Annotated in this window: 8 protein-coding genes and 1 tRNA gene; 1 reads left to right on the forward strand and 8 read right to left on the reverse strand. The window is 64.5% G+C overall.

Annotated elements, in window-relative coordinates; all coding sequences use genetic code 11:
* Positions 1-289: 289 nt before the first annotated feature.
* The 6 genes from ACILSQ_RS23140 to ACILSQ_RS23165 form a co-directional block, all read right to left on the reverse strand.
* A complete protein-coding gene (locus tag ACILSQ_RS23140) occupies positions 290-1,963 on the reverse strand; it encodes an autotransporter domain-containing protein (protein ID WP_395746044.1) in 1,674 nt (557 codons plus the stop codon).
* A 268-nt stretch (positions 1,964-2,231) separates the two neighbouring features.
* Positions 2,232-5,507 (reverse strand): autotransporter domain-containing protein, encoded by a 3,276-nt coding sequence (locus tag ACILSQ_RS23145; RefSeq protein ID WP_395746045.1) that lies wholly within the window; start codon positions 5,505-5,507, stop codon positions 2,232-2,234.
* A gap of 102 nt (positions 5,508-5,609) precedes the next feature.
* On the reverse strand, positions 5,610-13,052 hold the full coding sequence (locus ACILSQ_RS23150; protein ID WP_395746046.1) for an autotransporter-associated beta strand repeat-containing protein: 7,443 nt from the start codon (positions 13,050-13,052) through the stop codon (positions 5,610-5,612).
* 312 nt (positions 13,053-13,364) lie between these two features.
* Positions 13,365-14,018 (reverse strand): DUF1801 domain-containing protein, encoded by a 654-nt coding sequence (locus ACILSQ_RS23155; RefSeq protein WP_395746047.1) that lies wholly within the window; start codon positions 14,016-14,018, stop codon positions 13,365-13,367.
* Between the two features lie 168 nt (positions 14,019-14,186).
* On the reverse strand, positions 14,187-14,612 hold the full coding sequence (locus tag ACILSQ_RS23160; protein WP_395746048.1) for a hypothetical protein: 426 nt from the start codon (positions 14,610-14,612) through the stop codon (positions 14,187-14,189).
* A gap of 66 nt (positions 14,613-14,678) precedes the next feature.
* Positions 14,679-17,021 carry an acetylxylan esterase gene (locus tag ACILSQ_RS23165; protein ID WP_395746049.1) on the reverse strand — a complete coding sequence of 781 codons (2,343 nt, stop codon included), beginning with the start codon at positions 17,019-17,021 and terminating at the stop codon, positions 14,679-14,681.
* A gap of 147 nt (positions 17,022-17,168) precedes the next feature.
* Between ACILSQ_RS23165 and ACILSQ_RS23170 the strand changes: the two genes are divergently transcribed.
* Positions 17,169-17,253: transfer RNA gene (locus ACILSQ_RS23170), tRNA-Leu, on the forward strand.
* Positions 17,254-17,679: 426 nt separating this feature from the next.
* On the opposite strand, the gene ACILSQ_RS23175 is transcribed toward ACILSQ_RS23170, so the two are convergent.
* A complete protein-coding gene (locus tag ACILSQ_RS23175) occupies positions 17,680-18,231 on the reverse strand; it encodes a hypothetical protein (protein ID WP_395746050.1) in 552 nt (183 codons plus the stop codon).
* A gap of 154 nt (positions 18,232-18,385) precedes the next feature.
* Positions 18,386-19,291: a helix-turn-helix transcriptional regulator gene (locus ACILSQ_RS23180; RefSeq protein WP_395746051.1), complete on the reverse strand. Its 906-nt coding sequence runs from the start codon at positions 19,289-19,291 to the stop codon at positions 18,386-18,388.
* Between the last annotated feature and the right edge of the window lie 106 nt (positions 19,292-19,397).

Raw genomic sequence — 19,397 nt, forward strand, 5'->3', positions numbered from 1 at the left:
AAGTATGGGCTGATCACGCCAGCCGACCTGGCCTCGCGGGACAAGCCCCGCGTCGTCTCCAACCGCCGGATGCGGAAAACCGCACGTCCGGTGGTGTGGGAGCCTCGACGGGTCTAATCCCGTCGGGGCCACCCGATCCTCGCTGCAGGCATGCGAGTGCCCGGCGCAGGCAGGGGTAGGGCTGGCTGTCCTCAGCCAGCCGCCGTCGAAGCCCAAGATCCGCGATCAAGAAACAGCCGGCTCAACGGAAATGAGTTTTGCGAACCGCTAGAACTAACGGATCGTGGTATTAGAACCGATAGCCGAGGCGGACGCTGCCGAAGTGGGCCTGGAGATTGTTGCGGAAGATCTGGGTCTGATAGCCGAGCATGAGGCTGAAGGCGGGGGTGAACTGGAAGTTCACGCCGGTGCCGATGACCATGTAGTCCTGGCCGGGGCTTTGACTGCCGCGGGTGGCTGCAAAGGGGGCGTTGATGGCCTGCACGCTGGTGCCGTTGTTGGTGAGGTTCTGGCGCTCGTAGCTGAGGCGCACCTGCGGGGTGATGTCCGCCCAGTCGGTGTGGATTTTCTTCGTGGCGGACCAACCCACGCGTGTGACGAGAGATTGAAAGGTCTGGCGGCTGTAGCTGAGCGCGGCGAGGCCGGCGCCGCTTTCCGAGTAGCCCTGGATCGAACCATGGAGGTAGTCGATGCCGGCAAAGGGGCCGGTGATGAGGGTGTTGTTCAGGAAGCGGAGGTTCCAGCCGGTGTTGAACTGCACGGCGTTGGTGTACGCGGTGGTGGAGCCTTTGGCAAAGGGCAGGCCGCCGCCGGGATTGCGGGAGGAGTCGAGATCGTAGTCGCCGAAGCTGTAGAGGAGGCTGCCCCAGAAGTTTTTGCGGGCATAGGCGGCGTAGGCGGAGAGAGCGGGACCTTCCAGCGTGACGCTGCCGAGCCCGCCGGTGTAGTTCTGGCGGCTGCTGAGGAAGGACACCGAAAAGCCCAGCGTGAGGCCGCGGGAGAGGCGGCGCTGCAGGCCCACACCCGGAGCCCAGGAGTCCACCTGCACACCTGCCTGCGCGCCGATGGGGCTGAGGCGCAGGTTACCGTAGTTCACGGTGGTGAAGGCCTGCCACGGGCGGCTGCGCCGCACGCGCCGGAAGGCGGGGCTTTCGGGGCCGTCTCCCTGGCCCATGACGACGCCGTCATCCATGGAGGAGGCGAGGCTGCCGTCGCCATCGCCATCGCCGTCCTCCGCGCCATCGCCGCTGCGCAGACTGAAGAGATGATTGTTCACGTCATTGAGCACGGTCTGGCTGCCGCCGAAGAGGGCCTGGCCTTCGCCCAGGGCGAGCTGGAGGCCGCCGTTGACATCGATGGGCGTGGCATCCCAGGAGATGAGGGGGCCTGCGCCTCCGGCGTTGAAAAAGACGACGCTGCTGAGATCGAGCGGGCCGGGAAGATTGGGGCCGGCGAGGCCGTTTGCGATGACATAGACGTGCGAGCCGGTGCCGCCGGTGAGCCATGTGTAGGCGCCGCCACCTGACTGCACCTGCGCGACCACCACAAACTGGCTGTTTGCCGCCATGGGCGTGGAGCCGGTGTAGGTGTAGTCGCCCGCTGTGGCGGGATTGGCGGAGCCCGTGAGATTCTGCACCAGATTGAGCGAGAGAGAGCCGTCCAGGTTCGTCGTGAGCGTGCGCAGGCTCACCTCAAAGCTGCCGAGGGTGCTGCTGGCGTTTCCCATGGAGAGCGTGATCGAGTTCAGCAGGTAGTTCTGATCTGGCACCGTGAAGATGGCGACCTGTGTTCCCGGTCCGTCCGAAGTGAGCCAGGAAGCGATGGGGGTGCCCGCGGGGTAGGGCTCGACGCTGACGCTCTGGGCGGGTGCGGCCCGAAGCGAGGCCAGAAACGCGGCGGTGGAGAGCAGCGCGGCTGCGGTGAACGAGCGCAGGAAAGCTGGGGCATGAGAGCGGGACGTCATTGCGGGGCGAGGGAAGATGACAAGAAATGAGGACGAAAAGACAAGCGGGGGCGCGACAGGAGCGAGCCCTGCCGCGGCAGCAAGCGGCAGGTGAGCTTGGGGGGATTTATTTTTTCCGAGCGCTTCGAATGAGGGATGGCGGGCGGGGCGGGGACGCTCGAGAGCGGCGCTGAAGCGCCGGGGTCCGGGGCGTGGTTTGGGGGCGCAGGTGGGCGCGGTCGTGCCTCCCTGCGCGACCGCATTCGTCAAATGACTTCGTGCGCTTGGCTCAGAAGCGGTAGCCGAAGCGGACGCTGCCGAAGGTGGAGGTCATGTTGTTGCGGAAGATCTGGGTCTGGTAGCCGAGCTGCATGTTGAAGGCGGGGGTGAACTGGAAGTTCACACCGGCGCCGAGCACCATGTAGTCCTGGCCGGGGATTTGATTGCCGCCGGAGGCGCTGAAGGGGGCGGTGATGGACTGCACGCTGGTGCCGTTGTTTTTGAGGTTCTGACGCTCATAGCTGAGGCGGAACTGGGGGGTGATCTCGGCCCAGTCGGTGCGGAACTTCTTGGAGGCGGACCAGCCAACGCGGGTGACGAGGGACTGGAAGCTCTGCCTGCCGTAGCTGAGCGCGCCGAGACCGCCGCCGGTTTCCGTGTAGGCATTCACGGAGCCGTGGAGGTAGTCGATGCCGACAAAGGGACCAGTGACGAGGGTGTTGTTCTGGAAGCGGAAGTTCCAGCCGGTGTTGAACTGCACAGCATGGGTGTAGGCGCGGGTGTCACCGGATGCCACGGGAAGGCCGAAGCCGGGATTGCGCTGGGAGCTGAGGTCGTAGTCACCAAAGCTGTAGAGCAGGCTGCTCCAGAAGGCGTGGCGCACGTAGGAGGCGTAGGCGGAGAGGGTGGGGCCTTCCAGGTCCAGCTTGCCGAGGCCGCCGGTGTACACCTGATGACTGTTCAGGAAGGTGACGGCGAAGCCCACGGCGAGACCGCGGGAGAGATGCCTTTCCAGCCCGAGGCTGGTGGCCCAGGAGTCCACCTGCACGCCGGCCTGACTGCTGATGGGGCTGAGGCGGACGTTGCCATAGTTCACGGTGGTGAAGACCTCCCACTGGCGGCTGCGCTTCACGCGGCGGGCGATGGGGTCCTCAGGACCGTCGCCCTGGCCCATGACGACGCCTTCATCGAGCGAGGAGGCGATGCTGCCGTCGGAGGATTCTTCGCCGCCGCCGTTGCGGAGATTGAAGAGGTGGTTGTTCACGTCGCCCGTGGCGGCCTGCATGCTGCCGATGACGGCCTGGTTCTGGGAGTTGGCCATGGGCAGGCCGCTTTCGGTGGCGGAGAACTGGGCGCGATGGTCCTCAATGGTGACGATGCCGGTAGCGGAGTCTAACACGGCGATGTAGCCGAGGGCGGCGAGGCCGAGAGCGCCGTCATTGACGCCGAGGGTGCCGGTGATGGAGCCTTCGCCGCTGTTGAGATTGACGACCTTCCACTGGTCGCCGATGGCGAAGGCGGTCATGGCATTGGGATTGTGCAGGTAGAGGACGCCGCCGGCGGTGGCATCCAGCGTGCCGCGCAGGCTGAGCTGGTCGGAGGCGCCGGTGATGCCGGTGTTGTCGCCATTGCCCGCGCCGGTGAAGAGGTCCACGACGATGGCGCTGCCCGCGCCCATGACGATGCCGCCGGTGCCGGAGGTGGTGATCATGAGGGAGCTGGCGGTGCCGGGCGTGGCGGTGAAATCACCCACGCTGAGAACGCCGTTGAGGTACATGGAGTGGTCCGGCGTGATGGAGATGAAGCCTGTGCCCGCCAGGATGGCGCCGGAGGCGACGGTGAAGGTGGAGCTGCCCTTGACGTAGCTGTCCACGACGAGCGCGCCGGCTTTGACATCGGTGGTGCCTGAGTAGTCGTTCTTTGCGGTGAGGATGGTGGTGCCGGTGCCGTCCTGCTCCAGGGAGACCGTGCCGGTGATGGCGGGGCTGAAGGTGTAGGCGGTGTCGGTGTGGTTGAACTTGAGCACGGCGGTACCGGCGCCACCGGTGATGGTGGTCGCGGAGACCTGGCCTGCCGCAGCGCCATTGCCGATCTGCAGCGTGCCGGAGGAGCCGCTGTTTTCTGCGATGAGGATGTTTCCGCTGCCGGTGGTGGAGAGGCTGCCGCCGTCCGCCACCGTGAGCGTGTTGCCCGTGCCATTGCGGCCGATGGTGAGCTCTGTGGTGGTGAGGGTGGAACCGGCACCGGTGATGGTCAGAGTGTTGTTGTTGGAGCCGACATCGCGGCCGAGAAGGGTGAGGCCGGTGGTGACATTGACAGCGCCGCCGCTGGAGATGGTGACGGTGTTGCCGCTGCCGCCGGAGCCCACGCGGAACTGAGTGCCGGAGATATTCCAGACCGAGCCGCTGCCGCTGACGGTGGCGCTGTTGCTGTCGGAGCCGGCATTGCCGCCGAGGCGTACGTTATTGGTGGTCATGGTGCCGCCGTTCAGGACGCTGAGGGTATTGCCACCGCCGGACTTGCCGAGGTAGAAGGTGGCGGCATTGGAGAATTCGGAGCCCGCGCCGGTGACGGTGAGGCTGTTGCCCGTGGAGCCGGCCTGGTCTCCGACCACGGCGTCCTTGCCGGAACCGGTGACGGTGACTTTGCCGCCGTCGGAAACGGAGAGGCTGTTGCCGGTGCCGTATTCGCCGAGATAAAAGGTGCCGGTGTTCGTCCACAGCGAGCCGGGGCCGGTGACGGAGACGGAGTTGTCGTTGGAGGAGGAGGCCGCGTCAAAACGGAAGCCGACGAAGGCGTTCACGTTGGTGGCGGTGGCGCCGTCTGAGATGGTGAGAGTGTTGCCATTTCCACCATAACCTACCAGGAGATCATTCGTGCTGAGGAGCTGGGAGCCGGAGCCTGTGACGGTGACCACGTTTCCGGTGGAGCTGACGTAGCCGCCGATCTTGGTGAAATTGGCGGAGACCAGGCCGCCGTCTGAAATGGTGAGGGAGGTGTTTGCGCCCTGAAAGCCGACGTTGAGGTCCGCCGAGCTGTTCCACTGGGCGTCCGCGCCGGTGACGGTGACGCTGCCGCTCTGGCCGGGGTCCGTGCCGATGAGGCTGTTCACGCTGGAGAGGATGACGCCGGCATTGAGCGTCATGGAGCCGTTGTCCACACGGGTGTCTCCCGTGAGGGCCAGCTTGCTGCTGCCGCTGATGCTCATGGTGCCGTTCACGGTCAGGCTTTTGACGCTGAAGTTTTGATCGAGGGTGGTCGCCAGATTGGCGGCGCCGGCGGCGGAGAAAAAGACGTCCGTGGTGGATTCGGGTCCCAGATTGGTGGGAGTGCCGGCGCTGTCGGTGGCCCAGTTCTTGTTGCTCCAAAGGTTATTGGCCTGCCCGAGCCAGTAAACCGTGGGAAGGACCGGATGGTCCGCCATGGCGGTGCCTGCCAGAAGAGCGCACACGCCGAGAAGTCCTGCCTGCAGACGCAGGGCACGGGTGCGCAGGCGGTGGAGGAAGGGGCTGCCGGGCCGGGACAGGGCGGCGGCGGAGGGGAGGAGGGGATGGTGGCGTTTCATGTGTGTTTTGAGAATTTAATTTCTACCACTGGCTTGGATAAGGATGGCGGTGGAGGCACCGCCATGCGGGGACGTGTGATGTGGGGGGTGCCGCGGTAGTCTTCAGAAGCGGTAGCCGAAGCGGATGCTGCCGAACTGGGCGGTCATGTTGTTGCGGAAGAGCTGGAGCTGGTAGCCGAGCATGAGATTGAAGGCGGGGGAGAACTGGAAGTTCACGCCGCCGCCGAGCACCATGTAGTCCTGGCCGGGGCTTTGATTGCCGCCGGAGGCGCTGAAGGGAGCATTGATGAGGCTGACGCTGGTGCCGTTGTTTTTGAGGTTCTGGCGTTCGTAGCTGACGCGGATCTGAGGCGTGATGTCGGCCCACTCGGTTTCAAATTTTTTGGAGAGGGACCAGCCGACGCGGGTGACGAGGGACTCGAAGCTCTGGCGGTCGTAATGCAGCGCGCCGGCGCCGCCGCCGGTCTCATTGTAGGCGTCCACGCTGCCGTGGAGGTAGTCGATGCCGACAAAGGGGCCGGTGACGAGGGTGCGATTTTGAAAGCGGAAGTTCCAGCCGGTGTTGAACTGCACGGAGTTCACGTAGGAGGTGGTGTCGCCGGAGGCAACGGGGAGGCCGAGGCCGGGATTGCGCGAGGAGGAGAGATCGTAGTCGCCAAAGGAGTAGAGGAGGCTGGCCCAGAAGCTTTTCTTCACGTAGGCGAGATAGGCGGAGAGGCTGGGGCCTTCGAGATTGAGATGGCCGGCGCCGCCGGTGTAGGCCTGGTGGCTCTGGAGGAAGGTGGCGGCAAAGCCGAGCGTGACGCCGCGGGAGAGGTGGCGCTCGATGCCGATGCTGGAGGCCCAGGAGTCGATCTGCACGCCGGACTGATTGCTGATGGGATTGAGGCGCACATTGCCGTAGTTCACCGTGGTGAAGACCTCCCACTGGCGGGTGCGTTTGACGCGGCGGGCGATGGGGTCTTCGGGGCCGTCTCCCTGGCCCATGACGACGCCTTCATCGAGCGAGGAGGCGATGCTGCCGTCGCCGCCGCCCTCCTCGCCGCCGCCGCTGCGGAGATTGAAGAGGTGGTTGTTCACGTCGTTCGTTGCGGTCTGGCCGCCGGAGATGATGGACTGGTGCTGCGCATCGCTCATGGGGAGGCCGCTGGTCTGCGCGGTCATCTCAGGGCGGTGGTCCGCGATGGAGTACACGCCGGTGGCCGCATCAAAGCTGCCGGTAAAACCGGTGGCGAGACCGAGGGCGGTGTCATTTACCGCCAGCGAGCCGGAGATGCTGCCGGGCGTGCAGGCGCTGGTGTTCAGCTCCACCAGCTTCCACTGGTCGCCGCCGGCGTAGGCGCTCATGTGGTTTGGGTTGCTGATGACGAGGGTGCCGCCGGCGGTGGCGTCCAGCGTGCCGTGCAGGCTGAGCTGGTCTGCCGCGGCGGAGGTGGCGGTGTTGTCCCCGAGGCCTGCGCCGCTGTAGAGACTGACCATGAGCTCGCTGCCCGCGCCCATCACGACCGCGCCGGTGCCGCTGGTGCTGAGGGTCAGCACCTGGGCGGCGGGCACGAGGGCGCCGGGGTCTCCGACGCTGACGGCGCCATTGACGATGATGTTCTGATCCGCGGCCATCTGCACGCTACCAGATCCTGCCAGCGTGCCCGTGCTGCTGATGGTCAGGGCGCCGCCGCCATTCAGGGTCACGCCGCTTTCCAGGCCGAGGAGGGCGTTGACGGTGGTGGCGTTGTTCACGCTCAGCGTTGCAGGGTCCGTGGCGGAGATGGTGGTGTCGCTGTCGATGGTGAGGCTGTTGAGGGTGAAGCAGGCGTCCAGCACGGTCTGCTGCAGGCCGAGGCCGGAGGCGGAGAAGGTGACGTCCGTGGGGCTGTCTGGCAGGGCGCCGGTGTCGGTGAGGCCGTCCGCGGCGGTGGCCCAGTTTGTGGCGCCGGAGTTCAGGGTGGACCAGTTTGCGCCCTGGGCGCCCGTCCACCAGGCGGCGGCGGGAGCCGAGGAGGGCAGGAGGTCCAGCTCCAACGTGGTGCCAGTATATACCAGATGATAGCCGTCCGGCACGGTGGTGCCGCCGCCCAGGGTGAAGGAGCTCATCCCTCCGAACCCGCCGTCGGCGGTGATGAGGGTGTAGCTGCTTGCCGTGAGGGTGTCGTAGGTGTCGATGTAGAGGACGGCGCCCGGGTCGATGGTGACGGAGCCGGTGAGGTGGAGGGTGTTCATGGCGGAGCCGCCGACGAGGACGTGAAAGATGCTGTTTTCATCAAAGGTGGCGGTGGTGCCTGTGAGGGCGCCCAGGCCCTGGGTGTCTCCCGGGGTGAGCATGCCGCCGTTTTCCACATGGATGGCACCGCCCAGCGTGCCGGTGCCGCCCAGCGTGGCGCCGGACTGCACGGTGACCTGGCCCGTGGCGGCGGAGAAGTCCCCGTTGATGAAGAGCATGCCGCTGTTGACCACCGTCTCCCCGGTGTAGCTGCCGACGCCGTTGAGCAGGAGCGCGCCGGTGCCCGCCACGCGCAGGCCGCTGCCCTCGTAGTCCAGGATGGGCGTGGAGAGAGTCACCTGGGAGAAGTTGTAATTGTTGATCTGCAGCATGCCGCCCGCGGTGGCGGTGCTCAGGCCCCCATCCCCGGTGATTTCATACCCGCCGCCGTAGGCACCGCCGAAGTTCCACACGTCCGTGCTCACCGTCGCGCCCGGGTCCAGCGTCAGCACTCCTGAGCTGCTGGTGGTGTCCACGGTGATGCTGCGCGCCGTCTGGGAGAAAGGAATTTCCAGCGTGGCGCTGCCGGGTTCCAGGGAGCTTCCGGCGTTGTTGTCGATGCGGTAGTCCGTGCCTGCATCCGAACCGGCGGGGGACAGCAGCGGGGTGTCCGTGATGCGGACGATCTGGTTCTGCGCATTCACGGTGGCCAGGCCAAAGCCGGTGGCGTCCGTGACGGTGAAGCCGGGATTGATGGCCGCGCCCGGCGTCTGCCCGGTGAGAGTGATGATGCTGGTGCCCACGGTGGCGCCATCGGCATTGCCCGCGGAGGTGTCGAAATTCAGCGCGGAGCCTGTGCCCGCGGAGGTGAGCGCGCCCAGGTTCAGCGTCATTTTGGAGCCCAGCCAGATCTTGCTGCCGGTGCCCGCGGTGGTGGTGAGGCCGTTCAGGGTCTGCGTGCTGCCGCCGCGCTGCGCCACCAGGCTCAGCGTGCCGCCGCCCAGCGTCAGCGCGCTGCTGCTGGAGAGCAGATCCTCGGCGATCCTGCCGGAGAAGAAGTAGAGGTATAACGTGCCGGCATTCACGGTGGTGGCGCCGGTGTAGCTCTCCTGCGTGGCGAGGGTGAGCTGGCCGCCGCCGGTCTTGCTGAGAGCCAGGCCGCCCGTGAGCACCGGGGAGAACTGCAGCTCCGGCAGGTCCCGCGCGCTGAAGTTGAAATTGAGCTGCGCGCCGTTGCTGCCGGTGACCTTGCCGGCCAGCAGAGTGCCAATGCCCAGGCCGTTGCCCATGTTCAGCACGCCCTGCGCGCCCAGGGTGATGGTGCCGTTTTCCCGCTCGCCGCCCACGGTGAGGGCGCCGCCGGTGAAGTTCACCACGCCCGCGCCCTCCCCGCCGATGTGGAGGCCGCGGTTCATATACCACGTCCCACCAGACTCCAGATTTACCGTGCCGCTGGAGCCCGCGTACTGGCCCAGGAAGCTGTTTTGCGTCTGCACGGTGCCGCCGTCCATGATGTCCACCAGGCCGCTGCCGGATCTGCCCACGAAGAGGTCGCCATTGGGCTGGGTCCAGGTGCCGCCGGCGGCCAGGGCCACGGTGCCCAGCGCGCCGGCGGCATCGCCAATGACGCCGTCGGCGCCGGTGACGGTGCCCTGAAGGATGAAGAAGATGGCATTGTCCCCAATCTGGCTGCCGACGGTGGTGGTGCCCGTGTAGGAGTAGCTGCCGCCGTAGGCCACGGCCAGCACGCCGCTGGTGACCATGACATCCTTCAGCCCGGTGCTGGCGCCCTCCAGCAAGGTGATGCCGGGGCCCTGGAAGAGCAGCGTCATGCCGTCATTGTCCAGAAAGGGGGACTCGATGACGAGGAACTGGCGGTTGTAATTGTTGATCTGCAGGACGCCGCCTGGCGAGAGGGAGGTGAGCGCGCCGCCGGCGATGGAGAAGGAGTGTGCGTCTCCGATGCCCGCGCCGCCGAAGTTCCACACATCGGCGCCCAGCGTCACATCTGCTCCCAGCAGCAGCATGCTCTCGCCGCCGGTGGTGTCCACGGTGAGGCTGCGCATGGACTCGGAGGCGGTGACCTGCGTGACCTGTGCCGCGGTGGTGTCGATGAAGTAGTCGCCGTTTGTGGAGGCACCCTCGGCGGGGAGGAGATCCATGTTCATGGCGGTGAGGCGGTACACCTGACCGCTGTCATTCGCCGCGGCGAGACCAAAGCCCGTGGCATCCGTGACGGTGACGGCGAACTGCAAACTTTGGCCGACTGGCTGGCCGGCCAGCGTCATCACGCCGGTGCCCACGGTGGCGCCGCTGGCACCGCCGGCGGAGGTGTCGATGTTCAGCGCGGCGAAACGGCGCATGCCGCGGAGGTCGCTGGTGCTGAGTGTTTCGTTTTCCCCGAGCACGATGCTGGCGGCGCTGTAGCTGCGCACGCCGAGGCTGTTCAGGCTCTGCGTGCCGTCGCCGCTGAGGCGCAGGATGGCGCTGCCCAGCGCGAGGTCCGTGGTGGCGGGGAGGATGTCTGCCGTGGTGGCGGGGCTGAACTGCAGCACCAGCGTGCCGCCCAGCGGCGCGGTGACGCCGGTGTAGGTGCTGGCGGCGGTGAGGGTGGTGGTGCCGGGGCCGTAGAAGTTCACCGACAGCGGGCCGGTCATGGCCGCGCCAAAGGTGATGTCGTCCGTGTGATTGAAATTCACCACGCTTTCGCCGCCGCCGCCCGCGATGACGGCGGCATTCAGCGTGCCCGCGGTGCCACCCGTGCCGATGTTCAGGGTGCCGTGGCTGCCGTCATCAAAGGCCAGGTAGAGGGTGCGGTCTCCGGTGGCGCCGAGATTCAGCACGCCGGCATCGGTGAGGTTCACCACGCCGCTGCCGCCGTACACGCCGGCCGTGAGGTCATACTGCATCGTCATCTGGCCGCCGCTCACATTCAGGGTGCCGCTGCCGCCGGCATTGAGGCCGAGGTAGCCAAAGGTGCTGCTCACGCTGCCGCCGCTGAGGTTCAGCACGCCGGTGCCGTCGAGCCCGATCCGGAGATCTCCGATCATCTGCCAGGTGCCGCCGCTCATGTTCACCGTGCCGGTGCTGCCAGCGTAGTAGCCGAGCTGGGAGGCGGTGCTGTACAGCGTGCCGCCGCTGAGGTTCAGCACGCCGGCGCCGAAGTAGCCCACCATCAGGTTTCCGCCGGTGGACCAGGTGCCGCCGCTGACATTGGCCACGCCGCTGCTGGTGGCGAAGTAGCCGAAAACGCTGTCCTGGTTGCTGACGTTTCCGCCGGAGATGTTCAGCACGGCGGCGCCGCCGAGGCCGACGTAGAGATCGCCGGAGTTCATCCACTGCCCGCTGGTGATGGTGGCGCTGGCGCTGCTGTCCGGGCCGTTGGCAATGTAGGCGTAGGCATCGCTGAGAGTGCCGCCATGGATGACGAGGCCGGCGGCATTTCCCGGCATGTTTCCAATCATGAGATTGCCGTTGGTTTCGAAATCGGCGGTGTCCAGCAGGCCCAGGGTGCCGCTGAGGATGAATGTGGAGCCGGTGAAATAGCTGTAAGTGGTGAGCAGTGTGGTGCCCGGGCCGGCAAACTCGAGCGTCGTGCCGTCATTGGCCCAGATGGGGGTGTCCAGCGTCACGGGCGCGGAGTTGTAATTGTTGATGCGCAGCGTGCCGCCGGCCGTGGCGCTGGTGATGCCGCCCACGCCGCCGCCACTGGCGATCTCATAACTGTGGCCGCCGCTGCCGCTGCTGCCGAAATTCCACACGTCATTGGCCAGCAGCACGCCCGGGGCCAGGGTGAGCACGCCAGCGGCCGGCGTGGTGTCCACGGTGAGGCTGGAAAGCGACTCCGAGGCCGTGAGCACGAGCGTGGAGCTGCCCGCGGCGCTGCTGCCGCCGGCGTTGTTGTCGATGAGGTAGTCGCCCGAGCCCGCGCTGACGGCGGGCAGCAGCGCCTGTGTGGTCAGGCGCACGATCTGGTCCGCCGCATCCACTGTGGCCAGACCAAAGCCGGTGGAGTCCGTGACGGTGAAGTCCGCATTGATGGGGCTCCCCTGCGACTGTCCGGTAAGCACGAGGGTGCCGCTGCCCGCGCTGCCGCCGTCCGCGCCGCCAGCGGCGGTGTTGAAGTTCACGGCGGAGCCCGGCGTGAAAGTGCCCGGCGTGCCCAGAACCACCTGCTCACTGGCACCCAGCACCACGCTGCCCGCGCCGCCCAGGGTGCTGAAGCCGGCAAAGGTCTGGCTGGCAGCGCCGACGAGGCGCAGGGTGCCGCCGCCGAGCTGCAGTGCGGAGGCGCTGGAAATGATGTCCGTGCCGCCCACGTCCAGCCGCAGCTCCAGGGTGCCGCCCAGGAGCTGGGTGGCGCCGCTGTAGCTGTTCTGCGTGCTCAGTGTGGTGGTGCCGGGGCCGCTCAGCACCACGGAGAGGCTGCCGCCCATCGACGGGGTGAAATTCAGATCTCCCGTGTGGTTGAAGATGACGGTGGCAGTGCCGTCCCCGCCGGAGACGAGCCCTGCCTGCAGCGTGCCGGCCATGCCGCCGGTGCCGATGTACAAGGTGCCTGTGCTGCCGGGATTGTACCCCAGTTGCAGAATGCCCTGGCCGCCGCCGAGGCCCACTGTCATCACGCCGTGGTCGGTGAGCTTCAGCACGCCGGTGCCGTCGTAGCCCACGTAGGTGCCGTCTGTGGAGGTGAGGCTGCCGTCTCCGCTGACATTCACCGTTCCGGTGCCGCCGGCCACCCCCAGGTAGAGAGAGCCCATGGAGGCCGCGGCGTGGCCCAGGTTCAGCACGCCCGTGCCGCCATCGCCCAGGGTGGTGTCGTTGCTGGTGTACCAGTTTCCGCTGAGCACCGTCACCGTGCCGGTGGCCCCGGGGGCGGCGCCCAGGGTGGCGCTGACGGCGTTCACATTTCCGCCGCTGAGCAGCACGGTGCCGGTGCTGCCGCCGGCGTCTCCCACCACCACGCGGTTTGTGGCGGTGAGCACGCCGCCGTGGGTGAACTGCAGCGTGCCGGCATCCACGACGGTGTCTCCGCTGTAGGTGCTGATGCCGGAGAGGATGATGGTGCCGTCCCCTGTCTTGATGAGCAGGCCGCTGCCCGTGATGGCGCCGCTCTGCGTGGCCGTGCCGGAAAGGATGGTGAGCGTGGTGGGGTCGTTGTCGTCGGAGGTGTCGTAGGGGGTGTTGTTGATCTCCTTGTCAAAAAACTGCAAAATGGTGCCGCCACCGCCCGCGGCCGCCGGGCGCGCATGGGCCAGCAGCAGCGCGGCCACCGCCAGAGCCAGGCAGACGCGGATTTTCGTGACGACATCAGGACCCTGGGTGCGGAGGCGGCGTGCGTGGTGCATAAGCGGAGAGCAGGTGGTGGTATAGGCTGGTGGATGATGCTACCCCCCACGCCAGGCCCGAAACTGCTCCTCCCGGCATGTGGTGCCAGGTACGCTCTTATGGTATTTATGAAAATAAACTGGTGTTGAATAAGTGTATTCTTAGAGGGACGGCCTGATGGAGAGCAAGGCAGGGGGCTTCCTCTCGCTCCGCGAGAGAGGGGGAGGGCTTCGCAGCGGCGGAGGGTTTTTGGACTGCGGGGGCCCTGGGGTGCGGCGGGGCGCTGGGTCATCTCGCGGAGCGAGATGACTACTTTGGCCAGGCTTCGCCTGTCAGGGGCACTTGAAGTCGCCGGGGAAGGACTTATGCGAGCCGTCGCAGGCGGGGAATTTTTTGGAGTGGCCGCAGATGCAGTCGTGGATGCCTTTGCCGGCGAGGATGCGGGGCCTGCAGGCTTCGATGCGGGAGGCGCGGGTGGCGGACTGCTTGGCGGCGTTGAAGTGGAGGAGATAGGCGCGCCGGCGGCCGGGAGTGAGCGCGGTGAAGGCCTCCTCAAGCGCGGGGTCCTTGCTGAGCTTTGTCTCCAGCTCCTCGGGGAAGGGCTCGGAGGTGGTTTTATATTCGGGCTTCACGCCGGCCTTTTCGTTGGCGATGGCGTCGTGGATGAGGCGCGTGAGCTCGGGCTGCAGGGCTTTGATTTCCTTCACGCTGGTGAAGGGGATGTAGCGCCCGGCCTGGGTGTGCTCGCCGGGCTTTTGCAGGAGGTTTTGCGGATCTTTGAGCAGGGAGCCGTTGACGAACATGAGGCGGCAGTGGGCCTTGAAGCCGCCGAGGATGATGATGTTGTGCCCTTTATGCGTGTAGCAGGGCTGGCCCCACTTCAGCTCTTCGGTGAGGCCGCAGTCGAGGACGATGCGGCGCAGGGCTTTGAGCTCGGGCTGCCATTGGGGGGCCTCGGAGATGAAAGCGTCGATGGCGGGGTTCATGCGGGGCGAGGGAAAGACTGCAAACTGAGAACTGAAAAGTGAAAACTGAAAATTGGGGTGAGGTCAGGGAGCGGTGGGCCGCGAAGCGAACTACGAATTGCGAACGGAGAAGAGGGAGGGGCTTCCCTTCTTCTCCCTCTTCGAGCGACGAGGGACGAGAACACGCTATTACGGAGCGGAGCTGGCTGGCGCAGTCGAGGGAGGGCCGCTGTAAGTGAGGGCGGGAATGAAGGAACTCGCGAACCAGAGGATGGAAAGAAGACTGATGCAGGCGAGCCCGATGATGCCTGCCCAGCGGCGCGGGAAGAAGGTCCAGATCTGATACGGAACTTTGGGCAGGTTCATGGTGTCATAGACACGGATCGCGGAAAAACATACGGCATCAGATTCTCCTGCGGAGGCGTTTTGAGCGTCTGATTCGGAAAGGCCGGCGGCACGGTCTTCAGCTTCGATTGCGGCGACCGCCTCATCATGGTGCTTTTTGAGTTTTGCCTCGGCGTTCTGATTGCCGAAGGCCATGAGCCAAAACGTGATGGCGAAGGGCAGGAGGAGAAGCATGCCCACGAAAAAGGTGATGATTTTTGGGGCGATCATGAGGGGACGCGGGTGCGAGGGAGAATGGGAGAGCGCTGAGCGACGGTCAGGAGTGACCAGCGTCCCTCAGGGTCTCCTGGGGGTGTCCTTCTTTGGCCGCGGAGGTTTGGGAACGCGGTCTTTTTTGAAGGTGTCCTTTTTGTAGGTGTCTTTGCGCGGCGCGCTGGCGAGGGGGAGATTGGGAAGGGTGGCAGTGACTTCGGGAGTGGCTGCGGGGATGACGGAGGCGGACTTTTTGGGGGCTTCTTTTTTCTGAGGCGCTTCCTTTGGCTGTTCCTTCGGTGCTTCCTCGGGCTCCACGGGGGTGCGGATTTGGAGCTGGGTTTCTTTGCCGAGGTTCTTGGTGACGGTGACGGGGTAGTCCCAGGCGGCTTTGTCGGGGGCGTAGAGGATGAGGCGGGTGCGCATGGCGGCCATGGCGGCGGCCTGGGGGATGTCGAGGTATTTGAGGACGTTTAGCAGCGCGGGGCCGGGCGGGTTTTTGGGATCGCCGGAGACGGTGCCATTGTGGGTGAGTGGCATGTCGTGGAGGTCGAGGCGCTTGATGCTGTCTTCAAACAGCGAGGCGTAGAGGGAATCGACGGCCATGTCGCGGTGGGCCTGGATCCAGAGCGGGGTCTCGCCGAAGCCGGGGATGGCGCGGAAGGTCTGGATGGTGCGGCGGATGTCCCACACGCGCATGCCATCGAGCGTCTGGCCCAGCAGGTAGAAGCGGCGCAGGCGCTGCGTCTGCGCCTTCGGGCTGCCGGTCCAGGCGGTGGGGCCGATGCCGCGCGGGCAGATGTAGGCCATGCCCCATTTGAAGTTCGTGAACATTTTCTTTTCCTGCTCAAAGGCGGCGTCGTCCTTCGGCGCGCCGGGGAAGACTTCGATGAGCTTGCCAAAGCGGGAGTGGTAGGCGGCGCAGAATTCATCCCAGCCGGGTTCATCCAGCACATTGAGCGCGACGAGGTCGAGGTCTTCGGCGCGGAGGCCGTCGCGGTGCACGATGTAGAGGCGCAGGCGGAAGGGGGACTGGCTCTCGAAATCATAGGCGGTCATGCGGATGCCATCCACCTCGGCGCTGTTTTCCTTCTGCGGATTGACGGAGGCGATGTCCTTCGGCCAGCCATTGAAGACTTTGTCCTTGAGGGACTGCATCCAGCTTTCGCTTTGCTTGCTCCACTCGGCTTCATTCGTGGCGGGCGCGGGGGCCTTGGCCATGGGGACGAAGGTTTCATCGGCCTTGGTATTGATCTCGTCCTTCGGGATTTCGGAGAAGACGCGCAGCGAGGCGGGCTCGATGGTTTTCTTGGCACCATCGATGACGGCCATGGAGTCGGCGCCTTTGAGGTGGCGCTCGAACCAGTGGAAGGCGCCCATGTTGAGAGGCTGCAAATCTTTGTGCGGACCCTCGGCCACCTGGAGGCCGATGTTTCCCTCCTTGCCGAGCAGCGAGTACACTTTGCGCACGTTTTGATAAATGCGGAAGACGCCGTCGATGGGGAAGATGGCGTCTTTGTCGGTGTTGCAGATGAGCAGCGGGCGCGGTGCGGCGAGGGCGACCATGCGTTCGAAATTCCAGCGGTAGGTGTTCACGAAGAACATGCAGTCGCAGTGGCCCTCCACGCAGCCGTCGATGACCTGGTTCTGCATGTCCGTCACGCCGGCGGTGGGAGCGCTGGCCTTGATGCGCTCATCCAGCGCGGTGATCCACCAGGAGTAGGCGCCGCCGCCGCTGCGGCCCGTGACACCGAAGCGGGTGGCGTCCACCTCCTTGCGCGTCTCCAGGTAGTCGAGGGCGCGGATGCAGCTCCAGGCCTCCAGCCCGGCGGGCGTGTAGCCGCGGGAGAACCACCACCAGCGGCCTTTGCTGTAGGTGCCGTGGTGCTCGCCACGGATCTCGCCGAGCTGCACGGTGTCGATGATCAGGCAGGCGTAGCCGTGGCGGGCAAACCAGACGCCGTGGTGCTCGTAGCCCGTCTTGTTGCCGAGGCTGACGCCGTCCTTCATCATGTTTGAATGGCCGCAGACGTAGAGGATGGTGGGCAGCGGTTTTTCCACCTTCTCGGGAAGATAGAGATCGGCCGTCACATACAGGCCGGGCATGGACTGGAAGTGCATTTTTTCCACCACGTAGCCCTCGCCTTTGAGCTCGCCGGTCTTGGTCGCGTTGAGGGGTGTTTTTTCGGGGAGGGGATCGAGCCCCAGCATCTCAAACATCTGGCGGCGGTACTCGGGCGCCTGGGCCTTCCAGTCCTCCGCCGTGGTGATGTGGGCGAGGCCGTTTTCCGCGGTGATCTCGCGCGTCTGCTCGGCCATGTAACGGTCGATGAGCTTGTTTCCCGGGGTGTCGGGCGTCTTTTCCGGGTAGGGGGAGGCTGCGAAGAGCAGGGAGGGCAGCAGGCAGAGGAGCAGGGGAGAGCGCATGAGGAATGATGACAGCCAAAACGCACCGCAAAGGCAAGACTGATCCGTCTTTCGCGCGGAAACGGGGCGGGATGCAGAAAAACGTAAAACAGTGGTTGCATAAAAACCGAAGCGTCTATATTCGCGGCCCCTGTTTTTCACCCCCTTGCTCGGGTGGCGGAATTGGTATACGCGCAAGACTAAGGATCTTGTGCCGAAAGGCTTAAGGGTTCGAGTCCCTTCCCGAGCACCACCCCTCTCACGAGGGGTTCCCCCTTGGGGAATAAACAATTCAGTAGCAAAATTGAGGGGAGATTGACTCAAAAAATCGGCAATCGAGGAGGCTACAAAAAGGCCAAAATTGACCACAGATTGCCATCAAATTGACCACAACGGAAAAGTCCCATGTGGTTTGGAAGGGGAGAAGGTATGGCCTGACGCCTCATCGAGATGGTTTTCGCCCGAGGAGCCGCGCGCAGGGCGATGAAATCGACTGGGAATTTAGAGGCATGTCAGCTGCTGCTGTAGAAAAGCAGGCCATCCCATCAACTCCGCCGTGTGCTCTGCGGTGGCCATCTTTACTCGGAAGCTTAGGCCAAAGTATCTGGGGCAGGGGATCCAGATCCCGGAGAATGCCTCCATGGTGGAGTGTCGGATGCTATGACCGATAATCGCCCTATTATTTGATGAGTGACCGATATTCGTATGGCAACAAAGATTGAAGTTTGGCCTTTTTCTCATCCTCTCTTTTTTTCATTTCATCCGCTGAAAATGGACCCAACCCCAAGAACGCCGAAATTATCAGAAGCGGTCCAATGGATATAAACGACCATGCCAAAAGATGGGCCATGACCTTTTTTATCATTGGTATTTTTGACCTGAGAAAAGAAAAATTCCAATGAGTCGGCCATAGCCACGCGCTTAGCGCCCAGGTCGAAGACAATGCCAGCATCCAACCGAGAGATGGAGATTCACGTTCATTCGAAGCGTGGACCATGGAGGCGATGCAAATAACCAAAACTCCCGAACCGATGATTTTTTTCCTCGCCAAGCTCAGGTCTGGATTTGGGGAGAGAACCATCGGCTCATCAGGCTTATCAGGCTTAACCTGATTTTCCTTTGATGCCGCCATATGTTTTTTCCTCTCTGCGAATGGATCGAATGCCGTTCCGATTCTTGAAGGTGGCTCACCCGGAGTAACACGACGGATTGATATTGTCTCATCAGACATGCCCGCACCCTAGCCGAAAACCCCACTCGTCAAACGGCAATACAGCGGCAACTAAAATACACGTAATTGCTCACGGAAAGAGCCCGATGCCGGGTTGGCTGCGTGATTCAGAACGGAAAGAGGGGTGGCTATTTCCACCTCTCTTTTTTAGCTGTCACTCGGCGGTTCTCAGCATCGCCCTCAGCTCCTCCTGCACCCGTGTCTTGAGCTCCGCCGGTCCCAGCACCTTCGCTTTGCTGCCCCAGCTCAAGATCCACCGGGTGATTTCTTCCAGGCCGGACAGGTCTGCCTGAAACTCGATCACGCTGCCGTCGGGTTTCAGCTTGCGGATCGCCTGGGTCGGATGCAACTGCCGCTCTGCCACCACGCGGGCGGCGTAGCCTTCAAAGCGAATGAGGACTTCGTGTTTGCGGCGTTGGTCGCCGGTGTAGCTCCACACACCAAAGCCGCCGCCGAGATGGTCGCGGGCATTGAATCCTACCTCGCGTGTAAATTTGGATTTCAGCATCGTCAGGTGGGTGATGCGTTGCAGGGCAAAGGTGCGCATCGCCCCTCGCTCGAGATCAAACGCCAGCAAATACCAGCCATGTTCGATCTGGTCCACATGATGCGGCCGCACCGTGCGTGTCTCGGGCTTGCAGCCTGTGAGTTTGGGGTAGTCAAAACTCACCTCCCGGTTGGCACGAATAGCATCCAGCAAATCACCAAACAGCGTCACATCAGCCGCCAGCACGCCGGCCGCTTTCACGCTGAAGTCCTCGTCCAGCTCATGCCTGGCGATAGACACCTCCCCTGGGCATGTCTCGGCGATCTTGCTGAAGCTCTCGGAGGGCATCCGCTCAAGTCGGGTGCCGCGCAGCGGCTCCAGCGCATGCCGCGCCGGGAACTGCGCCGCCAGGTCATTACGGGAAAGCTGGAGCATGGGAAACTCATGCACCTCCTGTGTGTAAAAGTAGCCGTGCTTGATGGGGTGATACTCTAGCGGCAGCCCAAGCTGGTCGCGCATGAAGCTGATGTCACGCTGGATCGTCTTTGGTGTCACCTCGATCTCCTCCGCCATGGTTGAGCAGTTCGGAAAACGCCCTGCCCGGATGATCTTATGGATCTCCATCACCCGCCACATGGCTGGACGACTGGCTCCGGTTCGTGGGGGAGCTTCAGCCAAG

The organism is Prosthecobacter sp. (assembly GCF_044227185.1).
Taxonomy (GTDB): domain Bacteria; phylum Verrucomicrobiota; class Verrucomicrobiia; order Verrucomicrobiales; family Verrucomicrobiaceae; genus Prosthecobacter.